Source organism: Formosa sp. S-31 (assembly GCF_051172795.1).
In the GTDB taxonomy this organism is placed as follows: domain Bacteria; phylum Bacteroidota; class Bacteroidia; order Flavobacteriales; family Flavobacteriaceae; genus Formosa.
The window spans coordinates 401800-417731 of record NZ_JAENDK010000008.1; the positions used below are offsets into that span (position 1 = coordinate 401800).

Here is a 15932-nt window from a genome sequence, read left to right on the forward strand (position 1 = left end):
ATTTTTACACCTGAAAAACAAGCTATATTTCCGCTTTTCACCCGCTAAAAAACGAGAATAAAACCTACCTTTTTTATCTTTGCACCAATTAAAAACAAACTCATGAAATTATTTAAAATTTTAGTTTTATTCATTACACTTCAAGTTAGTGCCCAGCAGGGTGGAATGTGGATTCCTTCGCTACTTAAAGGAATGAACGAAAACGACATGCAGGCTCTTGGAAGCAAACTAACAGCCAAAGATATTTACGATGTAAACCACTCCAGTTTAAAAGATGCAATCGCGCATTTTAACGGCGGGTGTACCAGCGAAGTAATCTCTAAACAAGGTTTAATTTTAACGAACCACCACTGTGGGTACGGACAAATTCAATCGCACTCTTCTTTAGAGCACGATTATTTAAAAGAAGGATTCTGGGCCAAAAGTTTAGCCGATGAACTACCTAACGAAGGCCTTTATGTTGAATTTATAGTGCGTATTGAAGATGTTACCGATCGCGTTTTAGAAGGAGTAACTGCCGATATGACTGAGAAAGAGAAACAAGCCAAAACAGATGGTAACAGTAACCGCATACAGGCAGCCACGAAAAAAGAAGCCTGGCAGGACACTAAAATAAAATCGTTTTTTAAAGGCAATCAGTACTTTTTATTCGTAACCGAGCGCTTTACAGATGTACGTCTGGTTGGAGCTCCTCCAACAAGTATTGGTAAATTCGGATCAGACACAGACAACTGGGTGTGGCCAAGACATACGGGAGATTTTTCTATTTTCAGAATTTACGCCGACAAAAACAATCGCCCGGCAGCCTACTCTAAAGACAATGTTCCGTACAAACCAAAACACTTTTTACCAGTATCGTTAGATGGTATCAGCGAAGGTGATTTTACTTTGGTTTTCGGATTCCCAGGAACAACGCAGGAATACCTTCCGGCTGTAGCCATTAAAGAAATTACCGAGGAATTAAACCCAAGTAATATAGCCATTCGCGAAGCGGCATTAAAAGTAATCGATGCGAATATGAAAGCCAGCGACGAAATCAGAATTCAATACGCCTCTAAACAGGCCCGAATTGCAAATGCCTGGAAAAAATGGATTGGTGAGAACTTAGGAATCAAGAAAAGTAATGCCATAGCCAAAAGACAGGCACTGGAAGCTGAATTTACCGAAGCTGTAAAACAGAAGAAATTAGAAAATCAGTATGGCAATTTATTGTCTGAACTTGAAGCGCGTTATGATGAGTTTGGTGCTATAGACGTAAAACGCAGCAATTTTGTTGAAATCTTTGTAAGAACTAACGAATTGATGCAAATGATGTTCAGACTTTCGCAAATGGAAGCTGCTGCTGCCAAGGGTGAAGACACTTTTAACAAAGCCAGAACTGCTGTACAAAGCAGAATTAAAGGAACCTTAAAAGATTTTAATACCGAAGTAGACCGTGGTATCTACGAAGCGATAATGCCTTTCTACACTACAAATATAGATCCTTCTATATACGATAAAACAGCATTTACAAATGTAGATAACGCTATGAAAGTATTAGAGGGTAGTTCTGCAGAAGTTATAGAGAAGCTACATCAGGATGCAGCCTATGCATACGCCAAACCGTTTATAGACGACTTTTACACGAATGTAGAACCGGAATTCCAGGAAAAAAACACAGCCATAAACGCTTTAGAAACCCAATATATGAAAGCCTTAATGGAAGTTTTACCTAACGAACGTTATTACCCGGACGCCAACAGCACGCTTCGTGTAACCTATGGTCAGGTGCGCGGATACGGACCCAGAGATGCCGTTTACTACGAGCCTGTTACGTATCTGGACGGTGTTATGGAAAAATATGTCCCTGGAGATTACGAATTTGATGTACCTCAAAAACTGCAGGAATTATATGCAGCTAAGGATTACGGACGCTATGCCGACGCCAATGGCAAACTTCCGGTATGTTTCTTAGGAACCAATCATACTACCGGTGGTAACTCAGGTAGCCCGGCGATAGATGCCCACGGAAACTTAATTGGATTAAACTTCGACCGTGTTTGGGAAGGTACGATGAGCGACATGAATTATGACCCTGAAATTTGTAGAAACATCATGGTCGATGTGCGTTACGTGCTTTTTATCATTGATAAATATGCCGGGGCAGAACGTTTAATTAAAGAAATGAAACTGGTTCATCCTAAAAAATAAATTAAAAGTTATATCTTTCAGCAATCACCAAATAAATTACCCCAAATGGAAGTATTATTAATATTATTAGGACTAATTGCAGGAACCTCGGTTGTAGAGGGTTCTAAAGCGAACAAACACGAGTACACCGTAACACCGTTACACACAGAAAACAATGTGACGACGTATGCTATGACACCGGTTAAATCGGGAACGCACAGAACCATTACATCTCAGGAGACTTTACCAGACACACTTACGTATCGCGATTTTAAAACTTTAAAGTCCTCAGATAAAGTTAATGTGTTAAAAAAGAAAGATCTTAAAGACTTAAAATTACAAACAAAATAAAAACTTAAAAGAGGTTGTCTGAAATATAAAGACAACCTCTTTTTTTTTTTTACAGCTTCAAGCCCACCAAAAGGTAAAATGTAATATTTAAGTAACATTACAATGTTTACTTTTGGTCATGATTACATTTAAACTTAGCCGGCCTTCCTTTAGGATTAAACACCATCCATCGTATTTTAATTTACTTTTAATTGCTTTATCATTCGGGTTTCCTGTATATCTGAACGCCCAGCAAAACCCTTATCATTTAAAAAGAATTGACTCTGTATTTACCGAATTAAAAAACCGGTTAAACAAGGCTGAAACGAAAAGTAACAAACTCGATCTTGTAAATTCACATATACAACTGGCCCATTTTTATGAAACTTTGGGTATTGATAACGAAGCCATTAAACACTACCATGATGCTTTAGAATATCATCCTGAAAAGGACACCACTTCTGTTTTTATTAGTAATAAAATTGGCGCTATACATCTCGACTTAAAACAATACGAAAACGCCTTACACTATGTAAACCGAAGCTTAAATATTGCTGAACAGATACACTTTAAAAAAGGAAAAGCACAGTGCTACGCCCTTTTAGGAAGCATAGCCGAAAAAGAATCGGATTACACCCAAGCATTACAATATCAAAACCAGAGTTTAAACTTATTTAAAATACTTATAGACAGTACCGGTCTGGCTACAACCTATGAAAATATAGGAAGTATTTACGAAGATTTAAAACAATACGAACAGGCTTTAAACTATTTTACAAAAGCCAACGCGTTCGCAAAACACAGTCCTTCAGACCTCAGACTAAACATCCTGAACAATCAGGGAGATGCTTACAGGAAAATGGGACAATTTAACAAAGCGCTCCCATATACCCAATTGGCCTATTCTGGGTCCAAAATCACAAAAAACATCCATCAGGAAGCCTCGGCTTTAAAGGATTTAGCACTTAATTACGCAGGATTGGGAGATTTTAAAACAGCCTTCGATTACATGAAAGCCCATTTAAGTTTAAATTCCAACGAGATAGAACAGCAAAACGCAGAACTGGTAAGTACCTTACAGATTTTATACGAAGTTGAAGAACGAGAAGCTCAGATGCAGCTCCTTAACAAACAAAATCAACTAAACACAATCAAGCAAAACATCATTTTACTTTCCGGATCTTTCCTGATTCTCCTGCTAGTAACCTGTATTTTATACTTAAGAAAACGCAAAAGGCAGGAATCTAAAATTCAACATTACAAAAACGAATTATTACAGGCCAACCTGGAAAAAAAGACTCAGGAAGAAGTAGCCTTGCAACGCGAAATTGATATTAAAATCTCTGCGCTTACCAACTACAGTTTGCACCTGGCCCATAAAAACAAAATGATTTCAGACATATCGCGTACCCTTACAAATTTAAAAGACCGGAATCCGATTATGATAAAATCACAAATGGAAACACTGGTTAAAGAGATCGATTCCGATTTATCTCAGGAAGAAGAGTGGACAGAATTCATCAGTTTTTTCGAACAAATTCACCCAAATTTCTTTCACGGCTTAAAACACAGTGTTACGGGCAACCTGTCACCTTCCGAATTGCGTTTATGCATGCTGTTACGTCTGAATTTATCTTCTAAGGAAATCGCCTCCATACTTCGTATAACACCTGACAGCGTGCGTATTGCACGATATCGTCTAAGAAAAAAACTTCCGGTAAACGAAAAAGAAGACCTTCAAGTATTCTTACTCAATCTGTAAGCCATTATTTCCTGAATATTATCGCCATGTAAACCCAGTGTTAATGTAGCCTGCTAATATAGCCTGAATCGGCTGCTTTATTACGTTTTCATAACTCTAGCTTTAGACAAAAAAAGCGCCCTCCGTATAAATTTGCTTCAAAATAAATTTAACAAACAATTATGAAAAACTGGATTACTTTAATGCTGCTATTTGTTACCTCGTTTGGTGCTTTTGCACAGACCGGGCAAGTACAAGGTATCATTACAGATCAAAACAACATTACCGTTCCTGGAGCTTCTATATTAATAGAAGAACTTACCAAAGGAGCTGTTTCCGACTTTAATGGAAAATTTACACTTGTAAATGTAGAACCTGGCACTTATAATTTAAACATTATGTATTTAGGCTATGCTAAATACAGCCAGGAAATTACCGTAAATGCAGGGCAAACTACAAATCTGCAGATTAAATTAACTGAAGAAACCACCGAACTGGATGAAGTACAGGTTGTGCATTTTGGTTTTGGTAGCCAGGCTCGAGCCTTAAACACACAAAAAAACAAACAAAACATTACCAATATTGTTTCTACAGATCAGATTGGTAAATTTCCGGATGCCAATATTGGAGATGCTGTAAAACGTATTCCAGGTATTACCATGCAGGTAGACCAAGGAGAAGCGCGTAATATTATTGTTCGTGGTTTAGCACCGCAATTAAACTCTGTAACCCTTAACGGTAGCCGAATTCCATCTGCAGAAGGCGATAACAGAAACGTGCAAATGGACCTTATTCCTTCGGACATGATTCAGACTGTTGAAGTGAATAAAGCAGTAACTCCGGATATGGATGCCGACGCGATTGGAGGGTCTGTTAACTTAATTACAAGAACATCGCCTCAAGGCTTCAGATTGGCTGCCACAGGTGGTTCTGGTATTAACTTAATTAACGACAAACGTATTTTAAATGGATCGTTTTTAGTAGGAGATCGTAGTAAAAACAACAAATTTGGCTGGGTAGTTTCAGCATCTTACAACGATACGCAATTTGGTTCTGATGACGTTGAGGCCGAATGGGAGGACGAATTCGAATACAACACCGGAGTTCAGGACAGCGAAGGAGACGACATTATGCAGGAAGTAGATGTTAACCCTTATGCCAAAGTTTCAGAAATAAGAGAATACCAAGTACAACGTGTACGTCGCAGTTTCTCTGCCAATTTCGATTACAAACTTAACAATAACAATACTCTATATTTCAAATCGATTTACAACTGGAGAGACGATCGTGAAAACAGATTCCGTTTGGAGCAGGAAATTCTGGATGGTGAAGACATCGAATTCGGAGATTTCACAGTAGATACCAACGGAAACCTAACAGGATTCCCTGTAGAGGCAAAACGCCAGACTAAAGGAGGTATCGATAACAGCCGATCTAAAAATGCACGTCTGGAAGATCAGCGTATGCAAAACTACAGTATTGGTGGAGAGCATTTAGTAAACAATTTACAGGTAGACTGGATGACTTCGTACTCTAAAGCTTCAGAAGAGCGTTTAAACGAGCGCTATTTAGAATACGAAAGCGAATATGGCGTAACATTTAATAACAATGCAAAAAAGCCTAACTTCCTACCTGTAAGCGCTGCAGATGCCGATTACAGCATCTTCGAACTTGACGAACTAACCGAAGAAAATCAATATACAGACGAAGAAGACTTTAACGCCATGGTTAATTTCGAACTTCCGCTTCACATTTTCGATAAAGAAAACGGGATCTTAAAGTTTGGTGCTAAAACCCGATTAAAAACCAAAACAAGAGACAACGACTTTATGGAATACAGCCCAGAAAACGACGATTTAGAGTTCTTGGGTAACATACCAACTAAAAACTACACGCAGTCGGACTATGCTGCCGGTTCTCAATATCAGGCAGGTTATTTTGCAACTCCAAATTATTTAGGAAATCTTGATTTATATGATTCTTCTTTATTTGAAGGTGAAGACCTTCCGGAAGAATATGCTACAGCGAACTTTAATGTGAAAGAAAACGTATATGCTGGTTATGTCATGACGGAACAAAATCTGGCTAAAAACTTCAGCTTCCTTTTAGGTGTGCGTTTAGAGCATACTGTTGCCGAAGCGACGGGTAACGAAATAGTTTTTAACGAAGACGGTGATTATGTAGACACGACTCCTGTAAACAGTAAAAACTCGTACACTAACATTTTACCTAGTGTGCATTTAAAATATGATGTAACAAACAACACTGTTTTACGTTTTGCCTGGACCAATACTCTTGCGAGACCAAATTATGTAGACTTGGTTCCTTACAGAGAAATAAACAATGAAGACGAAGAAATCCTTTTAGGAAATCCGGATTTAGACCCTACAACATCTATGAACCTGGACCTTATGGCTGAGCACTATTTCCAGTCTGTAGGTTTAGTTTCAGGAGGTGTATTCTACAAAAACATTAACGACTTTATCTACACGTTCCAATATGAAGACGAAGACGGATACGAAGTTTACCAGCCTTTTAATGGAGACAAAGCCTCTGTTTACGGATTTGAAGCTGCTTTCCAGCGTCAGTTGGACTTCCTGCCAGGTTTCCTTAAAAACTTCAACATTTACTTAAATTACACCTATCTTAAATCGGATGCATCCGGGATAAGAAATGAGGATGGTGAAGAGCGTGAAGATCTTGATTTACCAAACACAGCGCCTAACATGTTTAACGGATCCTTAGGTTATGCTAACAAGTACTTCAGCTTAAGACTTTCTGCAAACTACTCAGATGCCTATATCGATGAAATCGGAGGTCGCGCTTTCGAAGACCGTTATTACGACGAGCAGTTCTTCTTAGACTTTAACGCCAGAGCTAACATTACCAAGCAACTTAGTTTGTATGTAGACGTTAATAACATTACAAACCAACCATTACGCTACTATCAGGGTGTGAGCGACAGAACCATGCAAATGGAATATTACAAAACCCGCATTAGCTTTGGATTAAAATATGATTTATTTAAAAAGTAAAAAATGAACAAATATATATTAGGACTTGTACTTGCAGCCTCCTTAAGCGCCTGCAAAAGCCGTTTACCAGAAATAAAACCAACTTTAGTAAGTCAGAAAACACCACACGACACAGACGATCCTGCGATCTGGGTTAACAAACAAAACCCGGAACAAAGCATTGTTTTCGGAACCGACAAAAACGAACCAAACGGTGGTGTTTATGCCTTCGATTTAGACGGAAACATCATCCATGAAAAAAGTTTAACCGGTGTATACTATCCGAACAATGTAGATATAGAATATGGTTTTGCTCTGAATGACTCCACTACAGTTGACATTATGATGTTTACCGAGCGTGAAAAACATCAGATGAGATTATACAGTGTACCAGATATGAAACCTCTGGACAATGGCGGATTCCCTGTTTTTGCAGATGAAACCGATATAGAACTTAAACGTCCCATGGGCATTAGCATTTACAAAAATGCTGAAACCCAAAAGACCTATGCTATTGTAAGTCGTAAAACCGGACCTACTGAAGGGTATTTATACCAGTACGAATTACAGGCTGGTGCTAACGGTATTACAGCTGCATTTGTTAGAAAATTTGGTGTATTCAGCGGACAAAAAGAAATTGAAGCCATTGTTGTAGACGATGCCTTAGGCTATGTATATTACTCTGACGAAGGTGTTGGCATAAGAAAATTCCATGCCGATCCGGCAAAAGGTAACGCGCAGATTTCCTTGTTTGGCGGAGAGCATTTTAAAGCAGATATAGAAGGTATTACAATTGCAACCTACCCAAATGGAGAAGGTTTTTTAATTGTATCTAACCAGCAGGATCACAGTTTTAATATTTTTAATCGTGACGATAATAGTTTTATAAAAGCAATAAACCTGGGCACCAAAGAAACCGATGGTTGCGATGTTACAACCGAAGCTTTGGGCGCTAAATATCCTAACGGTTTATTTGTAGCGATGAACGACGAAAAAAACTTCTTTTTCCATAGTTTAGATTCGCTTAAATTAAAATAACCACCTTGCCCCAAATCTTAAAAAGCCCTTTTCTGAAATAGAAAAGGGCTTTTTTTTTTATATTTTAAATAGCTTTTTAAAACGTAACGTTTAACAATTCGCCACTTAATTGTAACACATACAACTCTGCCAATTTCGCCTGGTATTTGGCATTATTTCTACTGAATTCTGCCGTTAACAAATTTAATTGTGCCTGTCTGAATTCTATAGACGTTACCTGACCCAGTTTATACTTTTCCTGAGTCCGGTTAAAATTATTTTTAGCCGTTAAAATATTGTGCTCCTGAACTCTAAAAACCGCCAGTTTATTTTGATAATCTCCCCAGGCATTTTCAAAATCACGTTTTATAGTAAGTAATAAAGACTCTTTTTCCAATTGTCTGTTTTCGAGGTCTATTTTAGCATTTTTTACTCGGGTAATGGTACTTCCGCCATCAAATAAATCCCAACTTAAATTTACACCTCCAGAAATTCCCGTATTAGTAGATAAGGCCACGAACGAGGCCGCATTATTATTATTCTTATTCCACCCATAGGTCCCCACAAGTCCAATAGTTGGCAAATACCCGGATCTGTTAGATTTTATGGTAAATTCATTAATAATAATATTCTTATCGACCTTTAAAAGTGCTACGTTGTTGGCCATCATTTTATTATATAAGTCTGTTTTATCTAAATCCAGAATAAAATTCACCAGCGTATCTACTTTAAAATCCGGAGCAAAATCATCGCCTAAAACGACCTTTAAATCACGCTTGGTATTGTAGAGATTCTGTCTGGAATTCATTAAACTAATACTATCGTTATTTTTATCTACCTCGGCATTTAACACATCTAATTTTGTACTTTGTCCATACTCAAATTGATATTCCGCACGTAAAATACGGTCGTTGGAAATAGCTAAAGACTCCTCTAACGACTTTACATTTTCCGATAACTGCGCTACACTATAGTAAACTGAAAACAACTGAATCATGGTGTTCTCTATAGTTTCTCTGGCTTCCAGCTCCGATAAATTATATAATTCCTTTAACTGTTTATAGTTGTAATAACGCCCTAAACCATCAAAAATGGTATAATTCAGGTTTACTGAAGCATTGTATCTGGAGCTCTCTGCTCCGTTTAAAACTGTAACATCGCCGTTAGAGAATTCTGCTTCTGTATTATCAAGATTATAAGTAGCCCCTGCATTTCCTGATACGGTTGGCAGATATCCCGAGTTCAGTACATCTTTGTTATTATCTGCTATTCTGTTGTCGTTATTCGCCATTTTAATACCGTAATTATTATCTAAAGCAATTTCCACTGCTTTTGGTACGGTTAACAAATCCTGCGAAAACCCTCTTGTAACAACAAGAGACAAGATTACGAATAAGCTATATTTAATGTGCATGTTCCTCATTTTGTTCTTTAATCGCGCGTTCCACTTCCTCTTTAGTAACATTGTTACCTGTAGCCAGCCACTTTGTTTTCTGTTTTACGGTGTTGCTTAAGGATAAAAATAAAGGCAACACTAAAAGCGTTAAAATTGTAGCATAAGCTATTCCGAAAGAAATGGAAATAGCCATAGGTTTTAAAAATTGTGCCTGACGGCTTTTTTCCAGCAGTAATGGCGCCAATCCGGCAATGGTAGTTACCGATGTTAAGAATATTGCTCTAAATCTGGATTTACCAGCTTCTTTTAAAGCATCCTCCAGCTTTAAGCCTGCTTTTAAATTGGAATTAAATTTCCCTATTAACACCAGACCATCATTAACCATAATTCCAATCAAAGCTATAATCCCTAATAAAGAGAGTACGTTTACAGGGAAGCCTAATAACCAGTGTCCCCAAGCCACAGCCGTTAAACTAAATGGTATAAGAAGGATTAATAACAAAGGCTGACTCAAGCTTCTGAAAGTAAAAGCAATGGTAATGTAAATTAACAGGATAACCACCAGACCTGTACTTTTTAAGGAACGGTTTAGTTTTGTTGCTTCTCTGTTCTGTCCTTCATAAGATGCCGATATGGTAGGATATTTAGATTTTAAAACAGGTATAATATCTTTCTTTATATCATCCAGAATATCTGTTGCACTGGTACTCGGATCCTTTAAGTCGGCTGAGACTTCTATTTCTCTTCGCCCTTCCAGATGATTTATAGCCACATCGCCTCGTGCTATCGAATACGTAGCGATATCTTTTAAAGATACGCGTTCACCCGATGGCGTTACGATTCGCATATCGTCTAAATCGTTTATAGAGGTTCGGTTTTCTTTATCGTATCTTACCCAGACTTTAATTTCGTCCTGACCACGTTGAAAACGCTGTGCCTGAACGCCGAAAAAACCACCTCTGATCTGACGCATCACAGCGCTTAAATCTAAACCAAGTAAATAGGCACTTTCCTTAAGTTTTAACCTGATTTCTTTAATTCCTGCAGGATCATTATCTGCTACATCTTTAAGTAAAGGATTAGATTCCAAAACTTTCTTCAATTCGACCTTAGCCGCTTTTAACTCTTCAATATTATTACTCAATAAGGAAACAGCCACGGGACTACCACCAAAATTTCCTCCGGACCCAAAAATTAAGCGTTCTGTGCCAATTACTGGACCTACAAGCTCACGAACCCGATTAGCAACCAAAGACGCATTAATTTCATCTGGGCGCTCTTCTCCCGGTAACATATTAATATCTAATCTTGCACTGGATGCACTATTAATATGTTTAATGGTATTCTCGAAAAGCACCTTATCTGTACCGTTTAAGTATTTATCGGTTAGCTCCTTGTTAGCGATATAGGCCTTTTCTTCTATTAAGGAAATAATAGAATCTGTTACACGCACATTTGTACCGTTTGGCATATCCAATTCTATAGAAACACGATCGCTTGCTACATTGGGAAAAATAGTAACCCCTATTATTCCACCGCCAATAGACCCCACGGTTAAAATTAATATTGCAATAAAAATTCCAAGAGATAAGATTTTAAACTCGAATATAAAGTCTAATACAGGAGCATAAAATTTATCGCGAAAAAATGTCATGATACGATCTCCATAAACATTTATACTGCGCATTTTAGCAAAAAACTGTTTTGCTTTAGATTTAGGCTGTCCACTATCTGCCTTAGGTTTTTGTAATGCTTTTGAATGCGCCAGATGCGCAGGCAGTATAACCAGCGCTTCAATTAACGAGACTACTAATGTTAGGATAACAATAATGGAAACTTCGCTAAAGAACTCACCTATTCTACTTTCCAGAAACAAAAAGGTAGAAAAAGCCAGAACAGTCGTGATAATTGCTGAAACCACAGGAGGAATCATTTCCATTACACCTTCTGTTGCAGCTTCTATAGGATCTTTACCATCTTCAAAATGTTGATAGATATTTTCTGCTATTACAATACCATCATCTACCAGAATACCAATCACGATAATCATCCCAAATAATGATAGGATGTTAATAGTTACACCAAATTGTGACGCAAAAATAAACATCCCTAAAAAGGATATTGGCAACCCGAAGGCAACCCAGAATGCCAGTCTTGTGTTTAAGAACAATGCCAGGAACATTAATACCAGCAACATTCCAACTATGGCATTTTCTACCAACAATTGGGTACGTTGATTTAATGTAACGGATAAGTCCCTTACAATATTCAGTTTTACATTATTATGCGTTTGATTATAGTGCTCTATATAAGACTTTACAGCATCGGCAGATGAAATTAAATCTTCACTATCGGTACTGGTTACACTTACGTTTACCGATAAATTACCATTGAAATATGTGGCATTTGGAATTTCAGAAAAACGATCTCTTAAAATGGCAACATCCTTTAACCGGACAGTTTTACCATCTGAGAATGCTCTAACAACAACATTAGAAAGTTCATCTGAATAATAAGATCGGTTATTAGCACGTATTAAAAACTCTTCGTCATCGGTTTTAATATTACCACCGGTAACTAAGATATTGGAGTTTCTTATCGCATCTGCAACTTCTGTAAATGTAATATTATAGGCTAAAAGACTATTTTCGTTTACAGCGATTTCGATTTCCTCTTCAGGGTAACCTGTAACCTCTACCTGCGAGATACCTTCAATCCCTCTTAAATCGTTTTCTACCTGGCGCCCTAACTGCTTAAGTGTGGCCAGAGGCACATTCTTTCCGCTTATAGCAAAGGATATGGTTTCTCGAACGTTTTCATTTTTTGCAACTACCAAAGGCTCCATTCCAGTTGGAAAGGTAGGTACGCGGTCTACAGCATTTTTAACATCTAAAAGCATAAAATCGATATTCTCGCCTTTATTAATCTCTACTGTAATTGTGCCGCTATTCTCTCTTGAAGTAGATGTTACACGATCTACACCCTGCAACCCTTTTAAATTATCTTCAATTTGAAGTACAATACCTTCTTCAATCTCCTGAGGAGATGCTCCCGGATAATTAATTTGAATCGTAATTATTTTAGATTCTACTATTGGAAAAAACGAGGACTTTAAAGACATTAGTCCCAAAATTCCAAATACCGTAAAGGCTAAAATAAATACGGTTACAGCAACATGATGCTTTATAAAGTAGGAAACTATTTTTCTCATGCTAGTTATGTTGCTTTGGGGTACGGTCTTGAAAAACTTTTACTAACATACCGGCAAAAGCACCCGGTACCGGACGTGAAATTATAACACTGCCATCTGGCACATTTTTTAAAACGACCTTAGTATCGCTAAAGTGAATTGGTTTTACGGGAATAACATCTAAAAGGCTATCTCTTACCACGAAAATCTGATTGTCATCTAACAGTAAATTTCTATCAATTTCGATGGCATTTTCTTCATTTCGTGCATTTAAACGCGCTTCCAGATACATACCTTCTTTTAAATTTTCGTGCTTTACTTCGATAAAAACTGTAATAGTCTGGGTGGTTGCGTCTACACTCCCGTTTATCCTGGATACTACTCCGGTGTAAGTTTCGGTGCCTTCTAAATTATTTAGTTCAACCGATTCATTTACTTGCAGTAAATTGGAAAAGGATTTGCTTACAGCTACTTCTATTTCGTAAACCGAAGGATCTATAAATTCTCCCAGCTTTTGCCCACTTCTTACTAGTGTCCCTTCGGTAACCAAAGCTTCGGTAAGAATCCCTTTAAAAGGTGTTCTTATGGTGTATTTGGATAAGCGTTGTTCCAGATTTTTAACATTATAATAGCTAGATACAATATTTCTACCCGTTATAAAATAGTTTTCCTTTTCTGAAGTCATTTCAGGAAGTGTTGGTGTCGCCTTATTTAAATCGAAACTATTAAGGTAAGCCTGCCATTTAGGGAATACTTCAGGAAAATCAAGCCTTAAGTCGGCCATAATAGCAGCAATAGCATTGTATAAATTACTTTTAGCAGACTGTACACTGGCATAATACTCTGAATCGTTAATACGAATTAAAGTCTCTCCCTGGTTATAAGGCTGTCCCGCCTTAAATAATTTTGTACCCGGAATAAAAATACCTTGTACTTCGGCAAATAACTCAAACCTCCGTTTTGCCATTAAATTGCCATTAGCAGGTATTACAATAGGTATTTTTTTATTGCTGATGGTATCTGCAAAGACCGTCTTAACTACTTTAGGAGGAACTGGTTTTACCTTGTTTTTATTTTCAATAAGGGTTTTAGCAAAAAAAATGGAGGCTATAATAAATACTATGCCCAGAATAGAAAGTATAAGTTTTCGCATGCTGCTATTTTGATAAAAATATTAGACGCCAAAACTATCCCTTAGTTTAGTTTAAAACTGTTAAATAAAACTTAAAATACTTTTAAACACTAGTTTAATTCCATTTTAAATTATTTCCATTTTCTTCAACAGAAAACTGGCATTCATATTCTGGCAAATCCCAGATTTAAAAGTATAATCAAAATACAATTCATCATTCACTATTTCTGCATCGAAATAGTAGTTTTCAACCTCAGATAATTCATCCGAAATTTCACATAAACTTAAATCGTGAGTCGCGATAATTCCGGTAGCATTGGACGCCACAAGTTTCTCTACAAACTTACGGGAACCTATTGCTTTATCTGTGCTGTTTGTTCCTTTTAAAATTTCATCCAGCACAATAAAATAACGCTCGGTTTGTATCGCATCTACAATATGCTTTAGTCGGGTTAATTCCGAAAAGAAATACGAACTGTCATCGGTTAATGAATCATTCGTACGCATACTTGTGATAAGCTTCATAGGGTAATATTTACTCGACTTCGCACAAACCGGAAGTCCGACATTAGCCATGACCATATGCAAAGAAACCGTACGCAAAAAAGTACTTTTACCGGCCATATTGGCTCCAGTTATAATAAAAAACTGCTCCGGTTTTATACTGAAATTATTATCAATACGCTTTTCAGTTTTCAGTAAAGGATGTCCAAGTTGTTTTACTTCCATTACAGTTCCGGTATTGATTATTTCAGGATAAACATATTCAGGATGATTAAAAGCATAATTCCCTAACGCATTATAAGCATCGAAAAAAGAAATCACCTCAAACCAGTCGGTAGTTTTTAAGGCGTGTTTTTTAATCCATTGTTCAATAGCATAAGTGTTTTTAATATCCAGCAAAAACAAACCGTTTCCAAAAACGGCTGAAATAAGATTATTTCGGTTATCCAATCTATCCAGCAATCGGGATAATTGTGAGAAAACAACTGAAGCCTTCTCTCCTTCATCCATAATTAACCTTTGCTTTTCTACGAGCAGCGGTGCCTCAAATTGTTCCTTCTCGATTAAATCCAATAATACGCCGTACTGCTTAAACGTCTCCTTTAACTTATCTGTTTGAGTAGCAATAAGGTTGATAGTTTTTAAATGAAGGCCCGTTAAAACAAGTCCAACCAAAAGCCACAAACCAAGATAATTTGGCGACAGGATATTTATAAAAACCAAAGCACCCAACAACACAGAAATAACAGCAAAAATAGCAGGTAAAATTTTATAATACCCTGGTAATTTAACCTGATAACCAGAAAGCCAAGCATTAATGGTTTTTGCAGGAGTTTCCACCTGAATTAAACTGGATACACCACCATAATGCTGCCTCCAAACCGCTTTATCTGCAAGTTCCTGAATTGCCTGTTGTCTTAAATTAATATGCTCTATATTATTAGCTTTAAGAGCGTCGGCCAGCTTCTGTTTCCCTTCTCTTATAAACGTTCTGTTGATACACTGAAAAAAAGATCCGCGACCAAACAAATCAATATCCAGACTATAGGCATGAGCGGGCTCCTGAAATTCTATCCCTGTATCTCGGTCTAAAAATCCGTTAGTTATAATTTTTATTTCTTCTGCATTTAAATCAGCTATAGCTTTTTCTAAATTCCGTTTGTGCTTAAGATTGGTATATTTCACCAATAAAAAAAGAAAACACCCCAAACCAACCAAACCTGTTAGGATAGCAACATTCCAGTTGGGCAGACTTAAATACACTCCAAAACACAATGCAAGGAACACCAACAACCTTAAAACACTTAAGCCTTTTAGTTGCTTATTTAAAGCCTTTTCCTGAGCCTCATGTAACTCAAGCTGATTCTGATAAAACGATAACGGTTCCTTCATCCTTTTCTTTTTTATAGCAATTAAAACTAAACAAAAAATCCTAAGCA

General features: G+C 37.2%; 9 protein-coding genes. 5 read left to right on the forward strand and 4 right to left on the reverse strand.

The features are described 5' to 3' along the window. The first annotated feature begins 102 nt into the window (after positions 1 to 102). From I3217_RS11400 to I3217_RS11420, 5 genes are all read left to right on the forward strand, one after another. On the forward strand, positions 103 to 2190 hold the full coding sequence (locus tag I3217_RS11400) for a S46 family peptidase (RefSeq protein WP_435049884.1): 2088 nt from the start codon (positions 103 to 105) through the stop codon (positions 2188 to 2190). Between the two features lie 45 nt (positions 2191 to 2235). Further along, a complete protein-coding gene (locus I3217_RS11405) occupies positions 2236 to 2520 on the forward strand; it encodes a hypothetical protein (RefSeq protein ID WP_435049885.1) in 285 nt (94 codons plus the stop codon). Positions 2521 to 2638: 118 nt separating this feature from the next. Then, positions 2639 to 4261 (forward strand): tetratricopeptide repeat protein, encoded by a 1623-nt coding sequence (locus tag I3217_RS11410; protein WP_435049886.1) that lies wholly within the window; start codon positions 2639 to 2641, stop codon positions 4259 to 4261. 161 nt (positions 4262 to 4422) lie between these two features. Continuing rightward, complete coding sequence (locus tag I3217_RS11415; RefSeq protein ID WP_435049887.1) at positions 4423 to 7275, forward strand: TonB-dependent receptor; 2853 nt, start codon at positions 4423 to 4425, stop codon at positions 7273 to 7275. Positions 7276 to 7278: 3 nt separating this feature from the next. Next, on the forward strand, positions 7279 to 8292 hold the full coding sequence (locus I3217_RS11420; protein WP_435049888.1) for a phytase: 1014 nt from the start codon (positions 7279 to 7281) through the stop codon (positions 8290 to 8292). A 76-nt stretch (positions 8293 to 8368) separates the two neighbouring features. On the opposite strand, the gene I3217_RS11425 is transcribed toward I3217_RS11420, so the two are convergent. The 4 genes from I3217_RS11425 to I3217_RS11440 all read right to left on the reverse strand — a co-directional run bounded on the left by I3217_RS11425 (position 8369) and on the right by I3217_RS11440 (position 15885). After that, positions 8369 to 9685 carry a TolC family protein gene (locus tag I3217_RS11425; RefSeq protein WP_435049889.1) on the reverse strand — a complete coding sequence of 439 codons (1317 nt, stop codon included), beginning with the start codon at positions 9683 to 9685 and terminating at the stop codon, positions 8369 to 8371. Further along, entirely contained in the window at positions 9675 to 12878 is a 3204-nt protein-coding gene (locus tag I3217_RS11430; protein ID WP_435049890.1) for an efflux RND transporter permease subunit, read from the reverse strand. The genes I3217_RS11425 and I3217_RS11430 overlap by 11 nt, the downstream gene beginning before the upstream one ends. A 1-nt stretch (position 12879) precedes the next feature. After that, positions 12880 to 14010, reverse strand: coding sequence for an efflux RND transporter periplasmic adaptor subunit (locus I3217_RS11435; protein WP_435049891.1), 1131 nt, complete (start codon positions 14008 to 14010; stop codon positions 12880 to 12882). 105 nt (positions 14011 to 14115) lie between these two features. Further along, a complete protein-coding gene (locus tag I3217_RS11440; protein WP_435049892.1) occupies positions 14116 to 15885 on the reverse strand; it encodes a MutS-related protein in 1770 nt (589 codons plus the stop codon). Positions 15886 to 15932: the final 47 nt, after the last annotated feature.